Genomic DNA, 17,430 nt, shown 5'->3' on the forward strand with positions numbered 1-17,430 from the left:
GAGCAAAAAAATGGTACTCGTAGGTCGTCAAGCCCCTGATTTTACTGCTGCAGCTGTTCTTGGTAACGGTGAAATCGTTGAAAACTTCAACTTTGCACAGTTTACAAAAGGTAAGAAAGCCGTTGTTTTCTTCTACCCTCTTGATTTCACTTTCGTTTGTCCTTCAGAGCTTATCGCTTTTGACAAGCGTTTTGAAGATTTCCAAGCTAAAGGGGTTGAGGTGATCGGTGTTTCTATCGATTCACAATTCTCACACAACGCATGGCGTAATACTCCGGTAGAAAACGGCGGTATCGGCCAAGTTAAATACCCATTGGTTGCAGATATCAAACACGAAATCGTTAAAGCTTACGATGTCGAGCATCCAGAAGCAGGTGTTGCATTCCGTGGTTCATTCCTGATTGATGAAGAAGGCCTAGTTCGTCACCAAGTGGTTAACGATCTACCTCTTGGTCGTAACATCGATGAAATGCTACGTATGGTAGATGCGCTTAACTTCCACCAAAAGTACGGTGAAGTTTGCCCTGCGCAATGGGAAGAAGGTAAAGCAGGCATGAAAGCCTCTAGTGAAGGCGTTGCCGCGTTCCTTTCTGAGCATGCTGGTGATCTAGGTAAAAAATAAGTTAATAGGTCACCATAGGCCTATTAATGGCTCGCGCTCAACTCGAGCCACACGGATAAAGGTTGGACACAATAAAAAGCGTTTAACGCATAAGCCAATCAGTTATAAGTAAAGTCATCAAAGCCCAAAACCAATAGGTTTTGGGCTTTTTTCATCTCTCTCATCAACAATAAACGTCAATTCCAAAGCTCTCTAAATCACTCACTCACACTATTTAAGGAAAGGCCACCTGCGTAACTTTACCTCTATTTCAGACCTTAGGTTAACAGACGCTATCGCGGCAGACTGATAAAATCAGCATCAAAAATCAAACCGTTTAAGTGAGAGATCATCATGAATTATGAACTTGAAGTCTGCATTGATAATATTGAATCGCTGCATTATGCCATTCAAGGAGGCGCAACGCGTATCGAACTTTGCTCAGCGTTAGCGTTAGGAGGCCTAACCCCCAGCTATGGCATGATGAAGCAAAGTGCTCGCCTATCAACCATTCCGGTGTATGCCATGATACGGCCACGCCAAGGCGATTTTTTGTATGATCACGATGACATCGCCATGATGTTAGATGACATTGATGCTGCGGCCGAAGCTAAGCTTCAAGGTGTCGTGCTTGGGGCCTTAACCGCACAGGGCGAGATAGACCAACCACAGGTCAAACAACTGCTTACCCGTGCTCAGCAACATGGTTTAGGCGTAACGTTCCATCGGGCAATCGATCAATGTCGAGATTTTCGTCAGGCGCTTGAACTCTTAATTGATTTAGGATGTGAGCGAGTACTTACCTCAGGGCAAGCACCTCAAGTAGAACAAGGTATCTCTACATTGGCAGACATGGTCTCCCTTGCCAAAGGCAGAATTCGCATTATGGCAGGCGCAGGTTTAACCGCGAATAATGTGACACAGATTATTCAACAAACTGGCGTGCAGGAAGTTCATTTATCAGGTAAAAGCGTGCGACCCAGTCACATGCAGCTCAAATCCGCTGCCGCAAAAATGGGCCGAGCGGATGTGGATGATTTTATGATCCCGGTAACGAATCCAACCGCGATTGCTCAAGTTGCTGAAAAATTGAGGATCTTGGTTTAGCGCAACGCATCGTCTATCGATTGTTTGCCCAAGTGACGAACATCTTTACCTTTTACAAAGTAAATAATGTATTCGCAAATATTTTGGCAGCGATCACCGACCCGTTCAATAGCACGAGCCGACCACATTACTTGCAAAATGTGCGGTATATTTTTCGGGTCTTCCATCATATAGGTCATTAATTGACGGATCACCGCTTCGTATTCTTGGTCTAATTTATCATCTTGTTTATGCAAAGCCGCCGCCGCGACCACATCCATGCGAGCAAAAGCATCTAAGACTTGATGCAGCATGGCGATGGCTTGACGGCAGAGTGGCTCTAATGAGACTTGAAAGCGACGTTCTTTATCGGCAGGGCTTTCTATTGCGATATAGGCCATTTTAGTCGCAACGTCGCCAATGCGTTCTAAATCGGTAATGGTTTTAATGATGGCCATAATCAAACGCAAATCTTTGGCCGTCGGCTGGCGCTTAGCGATGATTCGCGTGCACGCTTCATCGATTGACACTTCCATTTCATTGACTTGATGGTCATCTCGAACCACTTTGCGTGCCAACTCGATATCTTCTTTGTGCAGCGCCTGCATCGCCAAAGAGAGTTGCTGTTCCACCAATCCTCCCATGGTCAGTACATGGGTTCGAATCGATTCAAGTTCGACATTAAATTGTCCTGAAATATGTCGGCCTAACTGCATCATGCCATCCTATTTTTTGCTATTTGATTAGCCATATCGACCAGTAATGTAGTCTTCAGTCTGTTTTTTCAATGGAGAAGTAAAAATAGAATCTGTATCGGCATATTCGATCAACTTTCCCATATGAATAAAAGCCGTATGGTCACTGACTCGCGCCGCTTGCTGCATATTGTGCGTCACTATGACCACGGTATATTGTTTTTTTAACTCATGAATCAATTCTTCAATGGTTAAGGTTGAAATAGGGTCCAACGCGGAGGTAGGTTCATCCAACAACAATACCTCGGGTTCAATCGCTATCGCTCTCGCAATAACCAAGCGTTGCTGCTGTCCACCGGATAATCCAAACGCATTTTCGTGCAAACGATGTTTTACCTCATCCCACAAGGCCGCCGCTCGTAATGAATACTCTGCCGCGTCATCGAGTGTCCGACTGTTTTTTATACCTTGTAAGCGTAGACCATAGACCACATTCTCATAAATGGATTTAGGAAAAGGATTGGGGCGCTGAAAGACCATCCCGACTCGGCGTCGCAACGTCGGCACATCGACATCACTGTCATAGACATTTTTACCATGCAATTTCACGGCGCCTTCAACTCGACAACCATCGACTAAATCGTTCATTCGATTAATACAGCGTAATAACGTCGACTTACCACAACCTGAAGGACCAATAAATGCCGTCACCTGCCCTTTGGGAATACGCATCGAAATTCCATTTAAAGCACGAGTCTGTTGGTAATACAAACTGAGTTCTTCAATAGTAATCGCGGTTTGCTGATCCGTTAAATGATGAACATCTAAGGGAGGCTGATAACCTAATGTTTGCTCAACAGAAAACATATTTAATCTTGTCCTAAGGTTCGGTATTTTTCACGCAAGTTATTGCGAATATGAATGGCGGTTAAGTTCAACATCACGACCACGGTCACCAGCAAAAACGCCGTGGCATACACTAAGGGGCGAGCAGCTTCAATATTGGTGGTTTGAAAACCAACATCGTAAATGTGAAATCCCAAATGCATAAACTTGCGCTCTAGATGTACAAAAGGAAACTCGCTATCGACAGGTAAATTCGAGGCTAGCTTAACTGCACCGACTAACATCAAAGGAGCCACTTCGCCAGCGGCGCGAGCAATCGCAAGAATCAGCCCAGTAATCATCGCTGGACTGGCCATCGGCAGCACTATCCGCCAAATGGTTTCAAACTGCGTTGCTCCTAAGGCTAATGAACCATAACGCACTGATGGCGGAATGCGTGTTAACCCCTCTTCGGTGGTCACGATCACCACCGGTAAGGTAAGCACCGCTAACGTTAATGCCGCCCACAATAATCCCGGCGTACCAAAGGTGGGGGCCGGTAAACTATCAGCATAAAACACACTATCAATACTTGCGCCAATCGTATACACAAAAAAGCCCAGCCCAAATACCCCATACACAATCGATGGCACACCCGCTAAGTTGATCACCGCAACGCGAATTAAACGCGTAAAGGCATTGTCTTTAGCATATTCATGAAGGTAAACCGCAGCAATAACACCCAGAGGCATCACAATCACAGACATGATCAATACCAACAATACGGTGCCAAAAATGGCGGGAAAGACCCCACCTTCAGAATTCGAGTCGCGAGGCGAGTCGGATAAAAAATTCCACAAATGCTTCAGCCAGCGAATCACTTTCTCGGCATGGGTCATTTCATTGGGATACCAATAATCGAGCACCTGACTCATTGGGATACGAATCGTATCACCAGCCATATCTTGCAATAAAAGTCGCTGATCATCCAATGTTGCCCTTAAGCTTTCTAATCGTTGCTCAGCTTCGGCCAGCTCACTCACCCAGTGCTGCTCTTTTTGCTGGCGCTCTGCACGTTGGTTAGGGGTTTGTTTTAAAGAACTAGGGTCTAATAAACGAAGCGTCGTTAACTGATGAGCCAGTTCACGAATGCGCGGTCGAACTTGCTGCTCGATCTCCGCTCTTATCTGCTGAGTCTGCCCAAAAACGGTTGCTAACCACTGCGATGTACTTAAAGGCTGATCTTGACTGATGAGTGTTGATTCGAAACCAATCGGCTTACCATAAAACTGCCCGTCATGGGTTCGTTGTAAGACGACCCAACCATGAGCAAGCGTCGCCGGTGACAATTTAATATCAAGAATCGACAAAAAATCAGCCTGATAAATGTCTCGATTAGCCACCTTAATGTTTAATCGTTGCACGTGGCCTTGCGCAATCGCGTCTTCAGGTAGGCTTATTCCCATCTCAAGAAGATGATTCACCGTCACCTTTTCTCGAGCATAGAGCTGCCCAACCAAAGTATGACCATCTTCAGTTTGCCATTGATAGAGCGGCGCTGGCCAAAAATAAATTAATCCTTTCCAGCCAATTAATAACAATAAGCCTAATACTGAGATCAATCGAGTAGGAGGCGGGATCACTCCCGCCGTCCTCTCACACCACCGTACAAGCGTGGATCGCATACGGCGGTTCCGAATAGATTTTCAATGTTTCATACCCTTCCAACAATGAGTATAACCCCAACTCTTCCAACCGTTTGTTGGGTAAAGCCTGATTGACTTGGGGCGTCCGTGAGAGTTTCCACCATCCTTTATCTGAACCTGCGACTTTCCATGCATTAGGTTTGGCGACTCCTAAACTAATCAGCCACATCGCTATGCTGTATTTCCGCTTTTTCTGTTTTAGACGGTAGCACCGCAGTCGGCGTCTTATCCAACTGTCTAGGTGACTCATCGATGACGGCCTTAAGCCCAGTTTAAAGTAGTTCTGCCAACCTCGTAGATACGTCGATAGTTCCTTGATGATTGCCGGGAACGTTCGTCCTCTATTTCGTTTGGTGACTTGTCGCACTCGTTTCTTCATTTGATGCATGGCGTCATCACTGATACCTATCACACCATCATCGTTGAAGCGGTGTCCCAAGTAGCTACGCTCACTCACTCTGGTCGCCGCACTTTTCTCACGGTTTACCCGTAATTTAAGCGTCTGCTCCAAGAACTCCGTAACCGAGGTTTTCACCCGTTGCGCTGCTGCTTCACTACCTACGTAGATTTGGCAATCGTCTGCGTATCGGCAGAACTTATGACCTCTACGTTCTAACTCTTTATCAAGCTCATCCAATACGATATTAGAGAGCAGCGGCGACAGAGGACCTCCTTGTGGGGTTCCTCTTTGTCTTCGCTCTATCACTCCATTTCGCATCAGACCACTTTGTAGATATTTCCTGATCAGTTTCAGCACCCGTTTATCCGCGATATCTTGAGACAGCCGATACATCAGTCTGTCGTGATTGACGGTATCGAAGTACTTCTCCAGATCTATATCGACTACATATCCCCGCCCTTCTCGAATGTATTCACTCGCTTTCGACAAAGCATGATGAGCACTCCTTCTTGGTCTGAACCCGAAGCTGCTCTTTGAGAACTTCGGCTCATACAACTGTGTCAGGAGCTGTGCCATCGCTTGTTGTACGATGCGATCCTGAACGGTTGGGATACCCAGTTGGCGTACTCCACCTTTTGGCTTGGGGATTTCTACACCCAGAACGGGAGACGGTTGGTAACTTCCATCCAGTAAAGACTGGCGAAGTTGCTGCCCATTATCCAACTGGCGAAGCTTTTCCAAGGTCGCTGTGATCGTCAGTCTATCTACCCCACCGCACCCCTTGTTGCGCTTCACCTGTTTGGTCGCAGCGTTTAAATTACCCGGACTGAACATCTGTTCGAGTAATCGAGTGGTGTCCATCAAGACTCGTCCTTCTTTCTATGCCAAATCAGCTTGTTACGCTTCGTTTCCGTCAGTTCCACTTTTGGCTTCACCAATCGGAACGTAGAGATGGGTCGCATCGTTACTGTTACTCCACTGATTTGAATATCTGGCGACTGCTTCTTGACCTATTCAGTTCCGGCCTTCCCTTAAGTTGTACTTCCTCAAGGTACTATGCCTTCTGCTGACTCCTTATTACCCATCAGCATCCATCACTGGCTGCTTAGTTTCGTCCGAAACAGATAATAAGATCTCCCGAGGTAAGACGTTGTTCTTTCTCGTGGTCATGCCTGATTTACTGCATCGCACTTCTCGTCGAGTCGTTGGGCTATTCTATCTATTGCTAGGTTACCCAAGTCGACACAGCCTACTATCAGATTTCTGTTCGTCATCACCACGTTTTGCCATTTGCTTCCTTCAGATTTCACCTCACGATGAACACCCTTGCATAGGCTAACGGTTCCCGCTCGACTGAGCCCGTAGAGGACTTTCACCTCCTAGATCAACGCCATGCTCGGCGCACAACTGATGCTAACGGCACCAGCCGTCAGCCAAATCCAAGGAGAGCCAGATTGAAATTGCTGGGTCAGTTTCATTTACGTGCTCCCGATTACAATGAACGATATTTGGCGCGTAAGCGCTGACGCACCCACTCAGCAAAGGAGTTAACGATAAAAGTAAAGACAAACAGCAATAACGCCGCTAAAAACAGTACTCGATAATGAGAGCTCCCCACCGCAGACTCAGGTAATTCAATCGCAATATTGGCTGAAATGGTGCGCATGCCTTGTAAAATATTCCAATCAAGAATAGGCGTATTCCCTGTCGCCATCAGTACGATCATGGTTTCGCCAACGGCTCGCCCCAACCCCATCATGATTGCCGAAAAAATTCCTGGGCTGGCAGTCAATAACACGACATGGGTTAAGGTTTGCCATCCAGTCGCTCCTAGAGCCAATGAACCATCCGATAAATGTTTCGGAACCGAGAAAATCGCATCTTCTGCAATGGTAAAAATTGTTGGGATCACGGCAAATCCCATCGCAATCCCCACAATTAACGCATTACGCTGATCAAAACCAATACCTCTTTGATCCAAAAAGAGCAGTACATCTCCGGCAAACAAGACTTGTTCGATGAGATGACTAGAAGAGAGCGTCAATGCCATGATAACGATCATTAATGGCACTAAGATCAGTGCTTGCCAACCGGAAATATCATACCCCAAATAACGTTTAGGTAACCAAGACCAGATAACACCTATCATTAACGTCGAGATGGGTAAACCGATTAAGAGTGCGACCACCGCCGCCAAATTGTTTTCTACGATAGGGGCAAACCATAGCCCAGCGAGAAAGCCAATGATCACCGTTGGTAGCGCCTCCATCAATTCAATGGTCGGCTTCACCACTCGACGCATCGCGGGTTTCATAAAATAAGCGGTATAAATAGCGGCAAACACCGCTATCGGCACGGCAAATAGCATGGCATAGAAAGCGGCTTTCAATGTACCAAACGCAATCGGCACTAAACTTAATTTCGGTTCAAACTGCTCATTCGCCGCGGTTGACTGCCACACAAACTGCGGCTCTGGATAGCCTTCATACCAGACTTTTTTCCATAGAGCTGAAAAGGAAATCTCAGGGTGAGGATTATCCAATTCAATGACCTGAACGATTCCATCGTCCCAAGTGGCAATATAACGCTCGTTATTGGACATCACCGCTAACGTTGGCGCTCTAGGGAAAACCCGCTCAAACAACACCAGTTTTTCGCTGGTGGTATAATGACTTTGTAGCGTGCCATTAGGATAAAAAGTATAAAAACCTTTACGCTGAGTATCCGTCAGCAAAAGCTGAATAGACGGCGCCAGCTGAAAATCACGAATCGACTGCAACTGGCGTTGACCTTGGTGTAAAACATCAAACCATTGACTGACAACGCCATTCTCGTAAGTAATCAGCAGCGAGTAAGCGCCGGACAATAAGGTCATATTCGTCACTAAGCGCTGCGGCTGGCCGCGACTAAGATCCACTTGTTCACGCAGACGATACGCTTCACCATCACGCTGAATAACCGCCAATTGCGAGCCAGTACGTAAGTAAATCGTCTGGCCATCTGGAGTAATAATGAGTTGATCCAGTTGCGCGTAGCGAGTCGGTAATACCGTTTCTGCCATGGCTAAAGGCGCTTGTCGCGCCAGCCAACGAATCATCACCCGTTGGTCAGCCAAATAACTGACCGTGTAAAGATAGTCAGCCGTTAGCGCAAAGTTGAACTGTTCAATCACCGCTTCCTCAGGGGCTGCAACCAGCGTAGATTCGGTGGTTAATAACTCAAGCACAGGGGTAAACTCTCGTCGCTGTTGAGTCATTGAATAATCAAACCGAGGACGGAAAAGATGCACCTGGTGCGCAGCATCCAAAACCGCATACCACCCGTCTTGTGCCGTACCGGCTTCTATTTTTACAGGAACAAAAGACAAGGACTGTCGCCATAACGGCTGATCACTCAGTTGCTTTAGCGCCCAAAATTCCGCGTCACCATGCTGATCGACCACGAACAGATGCTCACCATAATCATCCATCGCCAGTAACTGAGGCTGCACAGAAGAAATCGGCTGTTTAGCAAAGTTGGCATCAAGCTTGGCATCTGCAAAAAGTGGCAGGGTGACCAACGCCAAATAAACAAAAATTAAAATCAGAGCCGCTAAGACTCCAACCCCACCACAGGTTACCGCAAAGCGAACGCAACGATCTTTCAAACGTCGTTTATGATCTCGTTGCTGTAATGAAAATTCACTGTGGGGCATCAATTCACTCTATCCTTGTTATCTTGAGAGGGCGGCCGAGCTTAGAAAACGGTAGTGACCAACAGCACGGAGAGTAAGAATAAGATCGCGAGCGCAAGAAGCGCATCAGAATAACCAGCCGCTTAACTATGTGAAGCGTTTCATACTTTATGGTGCTACAGGGTATACTATTTCAAATACGTGACGGTTATATTACAGCGCAGATAAGCAACTGAAAACAAAACCACTCTATATCAACTCAATTTGTAATAATTATGTCATATCATCGCTTTAGTTTGCACAATGATCATTGCGACTGGCTTATCTACCAATAACGTCGATCGTCAGATAGACGGCAAGTCCGTCGCCATGAGTATAGATAAACGATGTGATTGAGATGAAGTAAAATATAAATTAGGCAACGGATAAGCATGGCGGAAACCGACGTATCATCTCGTCAGGTTTTCGAGCTTAAGCAAAAGAAAGGAATCCATGAGTACCGAAAAGTTGTACATCGACAAAGAATTAAGTTGGCTTTCGTTTAATGAACGTGTGTTGCAAGAAGCGGCAGATAAAACGGTACCATTGATTGAAAGAATTCGTTTTTTAGGTATTTTTTCTAATAACTTAGATGAATTCTATAAAGTCCGTTTTGCTGATGTCAAACGGCGAATTTTAATCAACCGTGAACAAGGCGTAAAAGATAGCTCCAAGCATCTACTGAGTAAAATGCAGAGCAAAGCGTTTAAACTGAACCAAGATTTTGATCGTCTATACAGTGAATTGATTGTCGAAATGGCCCGGCGGCGGATTTTTTTAGTCAATGAGACCCAACTCGATACCCTACAACAAAAGTGGATCAGTAAATATTTTCATAAAGAGGTATTACCTCATATTACTCCGCTATTGCTGCGTGATGATATTGATGTATTGCAGTTTCTTAAAGATGAGTACGCTTACATTGCCGTTGAGCTTAAAAAAGACCAGCAATCAAGCTATGCCCTGCTCGAGATCCCAACCGATCATTTACCTCGCTTTGTCATGTTACCTGAGCAAAAAGGCAAAGGACGCAAGACCATTATTTTGCTCGATAATATTATTCGTTACTGTTTAGATGATATTTTCCGTGGCTTTTTTGATTACGACACGCTTCACGGCTACGCAATAAAAATGACTCGAGATGCAGAGTACGATTTACGCCGCGAAGTTGAGTACAGTTTACTCGAACAATTATCAGAAGGCTTAAGTCAGCGACTGACCGCGATGCCCGTGCGTTTTATCTACGAACATGACATGCCTGAAGCCATGCTGACGTTTTTATGTGAAAAACTCAAAATTTCTTATTATGATAGTCTGCTTCCCGGTGGTCGTTATCACAACTTTAAAGACTTTATCGCGTTTCCCAATGTTGGGCGCGATTACTTAGAAAACCGTACATTACCACCTCTCAAATGTGCTGATTTCGATGGTTACTTAAACGCCTTTGATGCCATTCGTAGCCAAGACATCTTACTCCACTACCCTTACCATCGCTTTGAGCATATCACCGAGTTAGTGCGCCAAGCCTCGTTTGATCCCAAAGTGATCAGTATTAAAATCAACATTTATCGGGTAGCTAAAAACTCTAAATTGATGAATTCGTTGATCGATGCAGTGCATAACGGTAAACGTGTCGTCGTGGTCGTCGAGCTGCAAGCGCGTTTTGATGAAGAAGCCAATATCGAATGGTCCCGGATCCTCACTGAAGCGGGCGTTGACGTGATTTTTGGTATTCCAGGAATGAAAATTCATGCCAAGTTACTGTTGATTACTCGTCGAGAAGAGAGTGAATTAGTGCGCTATGCACATATTGGTACCGGGAATTTCCATGAAAAAACCGCACGGATTTATACTGACTTTTCTTTACTCACCGCCGATCATGAACTCACCAATGAAGTGCGTAGTGTGTTTGCGTATATTGAAAATCCATTTCGCCCGATTAAATTTACTCACTTACTGGTTTCACCGCGAAATAGCCGTACCCAGTTGTATCGGTTAATTGATAGTGAAATTGCCAATGCCCGTAACGGTAAGAAGGCTGAAATCATGGTTAAAGTGAATAATTTGGTTGATAAAGGATTGATCAATAAACTCTATGGTGCGAGCAGCGCGGGCGTTAAAATAAAAATGATCATTCGCGGTATGTGTTCATTAGTTCCCGGTATTGCAGGAGTCAGTGATAACATTAGTATTATTAGTATTGTTGATCGTTTCTTAGAGCATCCACGAGTACTGATCACCCATAACGATGGCGACCCTTTAGTCTATATCTCTTCGGCTGACTGGATGACACGTAACCTCGATCATCGGATTGAAGTAACCACACCCATTCGTAGCCCACGTTTAAAACAACGGATCATCGATATCATTAATCTCCAGTTTACCGATACCGTCAAAGCTCGAGTTATCGATAAAGAGATGAGTAACCGTTACGTCAAACGCGGCAATCGGAAAAAAATACGTTCACAATTGGCTATTTACGACTACCTTAAACAAATAGAAAAAGAAACACGCAAACCCAAAGGAAACCTTGAGCCACATGAAAACCCACTCTGAGATCACTTCTCCAGACAGTAGCGAATCGACCAGCCGAGAAATCGCGGCGATTGATCTTGGCTCAAATAGCTTCCATATGGTGGTCGCAAAAGTCGTTGAACAAGATTTACAACTGATCAGCCGCCATAAACAACGGGTGCATTTGGCATTAGGCTTAGATGAACAAAAAAATCTGGATCACGCCTCCATTGAGCGAGGGTTAGCCTGTTTAGCCATGTTTGCTGAGCGGCTCCAAGGGTTCAAAGTCGAGAATGTCCGTATCGCGGCCACCCACACCTTACGTCAAGCTAATAACGCTCACCTTTTCTTACAACGAGCGTTAGAGGTGATGCCTTTTCCTATCGAAATTATTCCTGGTAGTGAAGAGGCGCGATTAATTTATCTTGGTGTAGCTCATACTCAACCGCAAGCAGACTCTATGCTGGTCGTCGATATTGGCGGTGGAAGTACGGAGCTGATCATCGGTAAAGGCTTTGAAGCTGAATTGGTTAACAGCAAACAGATGGGCTGTGTCAGTTACACTGAACGCTTTTTTACCAATGATAAACTGTCAAAGAAAAAGTTTGCTCAAGCGATTTTATCGGCGGAACAAAAACTCGAGTCCATGGCCAGTAAATATCGTAAAAAAGGCTGGCAGCGTGCATTTGGCTCGTCAGGTACCGTCAAAGCTATCCATGAAGTATTGATTGGCTTAGGCTACGACGATGGCGTGATCACCCAAGAACGGCTACATAAATTAGTCGATAAGCTGTGTGAGTCTAATCAAATTGCGGATATTCAATTAACCGGACTGACTGATGATCGTAAACCGGTCTTTCCTGCCGGAGTCGCCATCTTAACCGGTGTCTTTAATGCATTAAAGATCAAGGAAATGCATTTTTCCGATGGCGCATTGCGCGAAGGCTTACTGTATGAAATGGAAGATAGGTTCAAGTACGACGATGTCCGTTTACGCACGACAGAAAACTTAGCGGTCAAACACTTCGTTGATTTAGAGCACGCGGCAAAAGTTAAGGGCTACGCTAAAGAGTTTTTGAGTCAAGTTAATGACGAATTAGGACTCAAAGCCAACAGTGATTTATTTGCGCTACTAGAATGGGCTGCGCTACTCCACGAAGTTGGCCTTAGCATCAGCTTACAAGCCTTTCATCGTCACTCCGCTTACATCTTACAGCACACCAATATGCCAGGGTTTAACAGTGAACAACAAAGGGTGCTCGCCACGCTGGTTCGCTTTCAACGTAAAGCTCTTAAGCTTGGTGAAATGAGCGATTTCTATCTCTATAAGAAAAAACACATCATCGGCCTTATCCGCGTGTTACGGTTAGCGATTGTCCTAAATGGACAGCGCAATGATGATCCACTTCCCGAGATTCGCTTAAGTGCCAAAGAAGATCGGTGGCAATTAACATGCAATGATCCAGCTTGGCTTGAAAACAATAAACTGCTGCACATCGATTTACTCAGTGAACAAGCCTATTGGCATAAAGTTGGTTGGACGTTAACGTTTTAAATCAAGTGGGTCAAAGCCTAGATTTAACTGCTGGCATGCGCGGTAAACACAGATCACTTAATCCCCACTTTGGCCAATTCTTGCTGCGCGACCTCAGCAGATATGGCTAAGTAACCTTCTTTGCTAACCAGATCTTGTCCCTGCTTAGAAAAGATAAAACGCACAAATTCTCTTTCCAGCGGCATTAATGGCCGCCCTGGGTGTTTGTTAACGTACAAATACAGATAACGAGATAAAGGGTATTCACCAGACAAAATATTATCGTGTGAGGGATAAACGTAATCTCGTCCTTGGCGAGCAATCGGGACCAGTTTCACTCCAGAAACACGATAGCCTACCCCAGAATAGCCTAATGCATTAATCGATGAAGCAACCGACTGCACCACAGAGGCTGAACCCGGCTGTTGATTGACATGGGCTTTAAAATCACCGCCACACAACGCGGTTTGCTTAAAATAGCCGTACGTTCCCGACACCGAATTACGTCCAAACAACTGCATGCGTCGCTGTGCCCATGAGTAATCTAGACCTAATTGTGACCAACGGTTGATCGATTCTGTGGCCCCGCAACGTAACGTTACTGAAAAAATCTGATCGAGCTCGGTAAAATTTAATCCCTCGATGGGATTATCTCGATGAGCAAACACACCAATCGCATCAATCGCAATCCGTAACTCAGTCGGCTTGTAGCCATGGGTGCGTTCAAACGCTTCAATCTCTCGTAGACGCATTGGTCGACTCATCGGTCCAAATTGCGCTGTTTCTTCCGTTAAAGCTGGCGGTGCCGTCGATGAGCCTGATGCTTGTACTTGAGCATTAACATTAGGATACAGCTCATTAAACGCTTCTGCCCAAAGTGTTGTCAGCCCGGCAAGAGTATCCGAGCCCACAGAAAGGACACTCCCCGATATACCCGGTACGCGATGATAATCGGTGAGTGATTGCGAAGCTCCTGAGCTGAACGGAAAACTCGCCATCATCACCATCAACCAACGTCTTAATTGCATTTCACCACCAAACGTTTCGGTAACACAAACGAGAAACAGCTCCCAACGCCAACTTCACTGCGAATATCTAAATGGCTATCGTGATGGGAAAGCGCATGTTTGACAATCGCCAACCCCAGACCACTACCACCGGTATCGCGTGATCGCGCTTTATCCACTCGATAAAAACGCTCGGTTAAGCGATGCAAATGCTGAGCCGCAATCCCTTCACCACGGTCTTCCACTTCAAACAACGCTCCTTGTTCAGTATTTTGCCAGCGAACCTGAATCTCTGCGCCCGCTGGGGTATATTTCACGGCGTTATAAACTAAATTAGAAATAGCGCTACGCAGTTGGTCTTCATCGGCTAAGACTTTAAGCTGTTTATCCACAGTAAAACGAATCTGATGAGCCTGTTCACCACTTAAACTTAACGCTTCTTTTTCTAACACCTCAAGCATCGCTGGGACATCAACTTCTTCATCCAACTCATGAATGGGCGAAGCCTCAATTTTCGATAAGGTGAGCAATTGATTAACTAAACTCGACATCCGATTCAACTGCTCGGTCATCACTCCGTGGGCTTTCGGCCACATTGGACCGAGTAGCAGATCTGGGTCTTCCGTCATTTCTAAGTAACCTTGCAGAACCGTCATTGGCGTGCGTAACTCATGCGATACATTAGCAAAAAAATTTCGTCTCATGCCTTCAAGCTGCTTCACCTGAGTCACATCACGTACGACCATTAAATGTTCACCTTCGGTGTACGGCACGATACGTAGCTCTAAAGATCGCTCAACATTCAATGGCGAGTGCATGGTCAACGGTTCTGAAAAATCATTTTTCTGCAGATAATTGATAAAACCTGGAGTGCGGATCAAATTGGAAATCGGTTGTCCAGCATCATCGGGCCAACGAAATCCCAACAAATACTGGGCTAAGCGGTTGCACCACACAATATTGCCTTCCGCGCGAAATACCACCACCGCATCAGGTAACGATTCTGCACCATTACGAAAACGGCGAATTAAATTGGTGAGCTCTTTGCGCTTTTTGCGTTGCCGCTGCTGCAAACGATAAATACCATTAAACAGCGACTCCCAATTCCCTGAACCAGAAGGGGGTGTTAAGCGCTTTTCATCCCACAACCAAGCCGAAAATCGCACTTGATTATGCAAATGCCAAACCAGCTGTAATGCCGTTGCCGCTAACAGCAACCAAGGCATATGCCCAAATACCCAGCCAACAATCAGCCAGGGAAGGTAAAAAAAAGCCAGCTCCCAGGCCAGCTTTTTCCAAGTTAATCGTTCAACCATAATACTCCACAACGGGCCGACTTAAGCTTTGGTTGAAAACCGGTAGCCAGCGCCACGCACGGTTTGAATCAGCTTATCATGCCCGGCATCTTCTAAAGCTTTACGCAAGCGGCGAATATGCACATCCACCGTACGATCTTCGACATAGACATTGGTGCCCCAGATGTTATTCAGCAGTTGCTCTCGACTGTATACGCGCTCTTGTTGAGTCATAAAAAAGTGCAGCATCTTAAACTCGGTCGGTCCCATATCTAGCGCCACATCATCAGCGGTCACTCGGTGAGACACCGGATCCAATTTTAAACCTTGCACGTCAATGACATCTTCTAATGAGGTAGGAGTAACACGGCGAATAACCGCTTTTAAACGCGCAATCAACTCTTTCGGTGAAAAGGGTTTGGTGATGTAATCATCCGCTCCCACTTCTAAACCACGAACTTTATCTTCTTCTTCACCCCGAGCGGTCAGCATGACAACCGGAATGTTACGTGTTAACTCTTCACGTTTCATGTGTTTGATAAAGTTAATCCCGCTACCGCCGGGTAGCATCCAATCGAGCAGAACAAGATCGGGGAAAGGTTCAACGAGCTTAGTCACCGCGCTATCATAATCTTCAGCTTCCACTGCTTGATAGCCTTTTTGTTCAAGCACAAAACACAACATTTCACGAATGGGTGCTTCATCCTCAACGACCAGAATCCTTCTAGACATAATTGAATAACCTTTGTTATTAATCAACGCTATGCATTATGGGAAATGATTATGACACTTTTGTGACCTTTGCAAACTAATTTTCATATAAAGTTCACGCTTGTGTACGGTTTACGAGGTGATTAGCGTGACCAAACTCCGCTAACCAATCGTCATTTCGTGTCGTAAGAGTATAAGACATTAATCGTCAATTCCCCTATCATAGACGAATTGTGAACAACCAAAAGAAGCGCACTATGTGGTTTAAAAATTGTATGGTGTATCGCGTCAATCGTGATATTCCCTTTAATGCGGATCAACTGGAAACTCAACTAACGGAATTTCGTTTTAGCCCTTGCTCTAGTCAAGACAAACAGAAGTTTGGTTGGGTGCATGCCCTTGGTAAACATGGCGATATGATGACGCACGTTAGTGATGGACGAATACTGATTTGCGCTAAAAAAGAAGAAAAAATGCTCCCGGCATCGGTGATCAAAGAGTCTTTGAATGCCAAAGTCGACACCATTGAGACGCAAGAAGGTCGACCACTCAAGAAAAAAGAGAAAGAAACCTTAAAAGAAGAAGTCATGATTGATTTGCTGCCGCGAGCCTTCAGTCGTAGCCATTATACCTACGTACTCATCATGCCTAAAGAAGGGTTAATTCTGGTCGATGCTAGCAGCTATAAAAAAGCGGAAGATGTTCTGGCTCTGCTGCGCAAAACCATGGGTAGCTTACCCGTCCTGCCAGCAATTCCTGAAATTGCGGTCGAAACCACATTGACTCAATGGGTCAAGGACGGCAACGTACCACAAGGCTTTACGCTCTTAGAAGAAGCAGAGTTAAAATCCACCTTAGAAGATGGCGCAACCATCCGTTGTAAAAAGCAAGAGCTGACCAGTGATGAAATCATCAGTCATATTGCCGCTAATAAAGTCGTCACTAAACTGGCACTCAATTGGCAAGACCGGATCAGTTTCATCCTCGCCGAAGATTGCAGCTTAAAGCGTTTGGCATTTAGTGATGAGCTCAAAGACCAAAACGAAGATATTCCAAGAGAAGACCAAGCGGCGCGATTCGATGCGGATTTATCGTTAATGTGTGGTGAATTTTCTGCTCTATTACCTAACTTATTTGATGTATTAGGCGGCTTACCGTCAAACGACGCCTAACGGCCTATTCAGGCTGGTATCTCCAGCCTGAATCCTTTCTCTTCATCCTTCCACGACAAGACCAAGACGCCAAGGAATAATAACCTGAAAAAGAGTATGGTCACCGCTTACCTTTTGACGTAAAATTTGCGCCCTTTCCAATACCATGAGGTGGTATTGGCCTGACTTGAAA

The 17,430-nt window shown here is 45.4% G+C and carries 13 protein-coding genes; 5 read left to right on the plus strand and 8 right to left on the minus strand.

Annotated elements, in window-relative coordinates; genetic code table 11:
* The first annotated feature begins 10 nt into the window (after positions 1 to 10).
* Positions 11 to 622: a peroxiredoxin C gene (locus tag VIB_RS10200; RefSeq protein WP_004395860.1), complete on the plus strand. Its 612-nt coding sequence runs from the start codon at positions 11 to 13 to the stop codon at positions 620 to 622.
* Positions 623 to 955: 333 nt separating this feature from the next.
* On the plus strand, positions 956 to 1,708 hold the full coding sequence (locus VIB_RS10205) for a copper homeostasis protein CutC (protein ID WP_004395861.1): 753 nt from the start codon (positions 956 to 958) through the stop codon (positions 1,706 to 1,708).
* Here the strand turns inward: VIB_RS10205 and phoU are convergent.
* From phoU to VIB_RS10235, 5 genes are all read right to left on the minus strand, one after another.
* Complete coding sequence (gene phoU, locus VIB_RS10210) at positions 1,705 to 2,403, minus strand: phosphate signaling complex protein PhoU (protein WP_040904645.1); 699 nt, start codon at positions 2,401 to 2,403, stop codon at positions 1,705 to 1,707. The genes VIB_RS10205 and phoU overlap by 4 nt on opposite strands.
* 27 nt (positions 2,404 to 2,430) lie before the next feature.
* On the minus strand, positions 2,431 to 3,249 hold the full coding sequence (gene pstB, locus VIB_RS10215) for a phosphate ABC transporter ATP-binding protein PstB (RefSeq protein WP_004395863.1): 819 nt from the start codon (positions 3,247 to 3,249) through the stop codon (positions 2,431 to 2,433).
* A gap of 2 nt (positions 3,250 to 3,251) precedes the next feature.
* On the minus strand, positions 3,252 to 4,892 hold the full coding sequence (gene pstA, locus VIB_RS10220; protein ID WP_004395864.1) for a phosphate ABC transporter permease PstA: 1,641 nt from the start codon (positions 4,890 to 4,892) through the stop codon (positions 3,252 to 3,254).
* Positions 4,864 to 6,174, minus strand: coding sequence for a group II intron reverse transcriptase/maturase (gene ltrA / locus VIB_RS10225; RefSeq protein ID WP_000381813.1), 1,311 nt, complete (start codon positions 6,172 to 6,174; stop codon positions 4,864 to 4,866). The genes pstA and ltrA overlap by 29 nt, the downstream gene beginning before the upstream one ends.
* Positions 6,175 to 6,805: 631 nt before the next feature.
* Positions 6,806 to 9,007 (minus strand): ABC transporter permease subunit, encoded by a 2,202-nt coding sequence (locus VIB_RS10235; protein WP_004395865.1) that lies wholly within the window; start codon positions 9,005 to 9,007, stop codon positions 6,806 to 6,808.
* 471 nt (positions 9,008 to 9,478) lie between these two features.
* Between VIB_RS10235 and ppk1 the strand changes: the two genes are divergently transcribed.
* Both ppk1 and ppx read left to right on the plus strand, forming a co-directional pair.
* Positions 9,479 to 11,581 (plus strand): polyphosphate kinase 1, encoded by a 2,103-nt coding sequence (ppk1, locus tag VIB_RS10240; RefSeq protein ID WP_004395866.1) that lies wholly within the window; start codon positions 9,479 to 9,481, stop codon positions 11,579 to 11,581.
* Positions 11,565 to 13,094, plus strand: a complete 1,530-nt coding sequence (gene ppx, locus VIB_RS10245) for an exopolyphosphatase (protein ID WP_004395867.1) — start codon at positions 11,565 to 11,567, stop codon at positions 13,092 to 13,094. The genes ppk1 and ppx overlap by 17 nt, the downstream gene beginning before the upstream one ends.
* 53 nt (positions 13,095 to 13,147) lie before the next feature.
* On the opposite strand, the gene VIB_RS10250 is transcribed toward ppx, so the two are convergent.
* Genes VIB_RS10250 through phoB form a run of 3 tightly spaced genes read right to left on the minus strand, consistent with a single transcriptional unit; the run spans position 13,148 to position 16,107 of the window.
* Positions 13,148 to 14,074, minus strand: coding sequence for a PstS family phosphate ABC transporter substrate-binding protein (locus VIB_RS10250; protein WP_237665977.1), 927 nt, complete (start codon positions 14,072 to 14,074; stop codon positions 13,148 to 13,150).
* Between the two features lie 17 nt (positions 14,075 to 14,091).
* Entirely contained in the window at positions 14,092 to 15,396 is a 1,305-nt protein-coding gene (gene phoR, locus VIB_RS10255; RefSeq protein WP_004395870.1) for a phosphate regulon sensor histidine kinase PhoR, read from the minus strand.
* A 21-nt stretch (positions 15,397 to 15,417) separates the two neighbouring features.
* A complete protein-coding gene (gene phoB, locus VIB_RS10260) occupies positions 15,418 to 16,107 on the minus strand; it encodes a phosphate regulon transcriptional regulator PhoB (RefSeq protein WP_040904650.1) in 690 nt (229 codons plus the stop codon).
* 236 nt (positions 16,108 to 16,343) lie between these two features.
* On the opposite strand from phoB, the gene rdgC reads away from it, so the two are divergent.
* Positions 16,344 to 17,258, plus strand: coding sequence for a recombination-associated protein RdgC (gene rdgC / locus VIB_RS10265; RefSeq protein WP_040904652.1), 915 nt, complete (start codon positions 16,344 to 16,346; stop codon positions 17,256 to 17,258).
* The last annotated feature ends 172 nt before the right edge of the window (positions 17,259 to 17,430 follow it).

Origin of the sequence: Vibrio metschnikovii CIP 69.14, from assembly GCF_000176155.1 — a bacterium.
GTDB classification, from domain to species: domain Bacteria; phylum Pseudomonadota; class Gammaproteobacteria; order Enterobacterales; family Vibrionaceae; genus Vibrio; species Vibrio metschnikovii.

Bases quoted from the DNA above. Each gene is read 5' to 3' on its own strand.
- VIB_RS10200 (WP_004395860.1), top strand. From the start codon at position 11: ATGGTACTCGTAGGTCGTCAAGCCCCTGATTTTACTGCTGCAGCTGTT.
- VIB_RS10205 (WP_004395861.1), top strand. From the start codon at position 956: ATGAATTATGAACTTGAAGTCTGCATTGATAATATTGAATCGCTGCAT.
- phoU (WP_040904645.1), bottom strand. From the start codon at position 2,403: ATGCAGTTAGGCCGACATATTTCAGGACAATTTAATGTCGAACTTGAA.
- pstB (WP_004395863.1), bottom strand. From the start codon at position 3,249: ATGTTTTCTGTTGAGCAAACATTAGGTTATCAGCCTCCCTTAGATGTT.
- pstA (WP_004395864.1), bottom strand. From the start codon at position 4,892: ATGCGATCCACGCTTGTACGGTGGTGTGAGAGGACGGCGGGAGTGATC.
- ltrA (WP_000381813.1), bottom strand. From the start codon at position 6,174: ATGGACACCACTCGATTACTCGAACAGATGTTCAGTCCGGGTAATTTA.
- VIB_RS10235 (WP_004395865.1), bottom strand. From the start codon at position 9,007: ATGCCCCACAGTGAATTTTCATTACAGCAACGAGATCATAAACGACGT.
- ppk1 (WP_004395866.1), top strand. From the start codon at position 9,479: ATGAGTACCGAAAAGTTGTACATCGACAAAGAATTAAGTTGGCTTTCG.
- ppx (WP_004395867.1), top strand. From the start codon at position 11,565: ATGAAAACCCACTCTGAGATCACTTCTCCAGACAGTAGCGAATCGACC.
- VIB_RS10250 (WP_237665977.1), bottom strand. From the start codon at position 14,074: ATGATGGCGAGTTTTCCGTTCAGCTCAGGAGCTTCGCAATCACTCACC.
- phoR (WP_004395870.1), bottom strand. From the start codon at position 15,396: ATGGTTGAACGATTAACTTGGAAAAAGCTGGCCTGGGAGCTGGCTTTT.
- phoB (WP_040904650.1), bottom strand. From the start codon at position 16,107: ATGTCTAGAAGGATTCTGGTCGTTGAGGATGAAGCACCCATTCGTGAA.
- rdgC (WP_040904652.1), top strand. From the start codon at position 16,344: ATGTGGTTTAAAAATTGTATGGTGTATCGCGTCAATCGTGATATTCCC.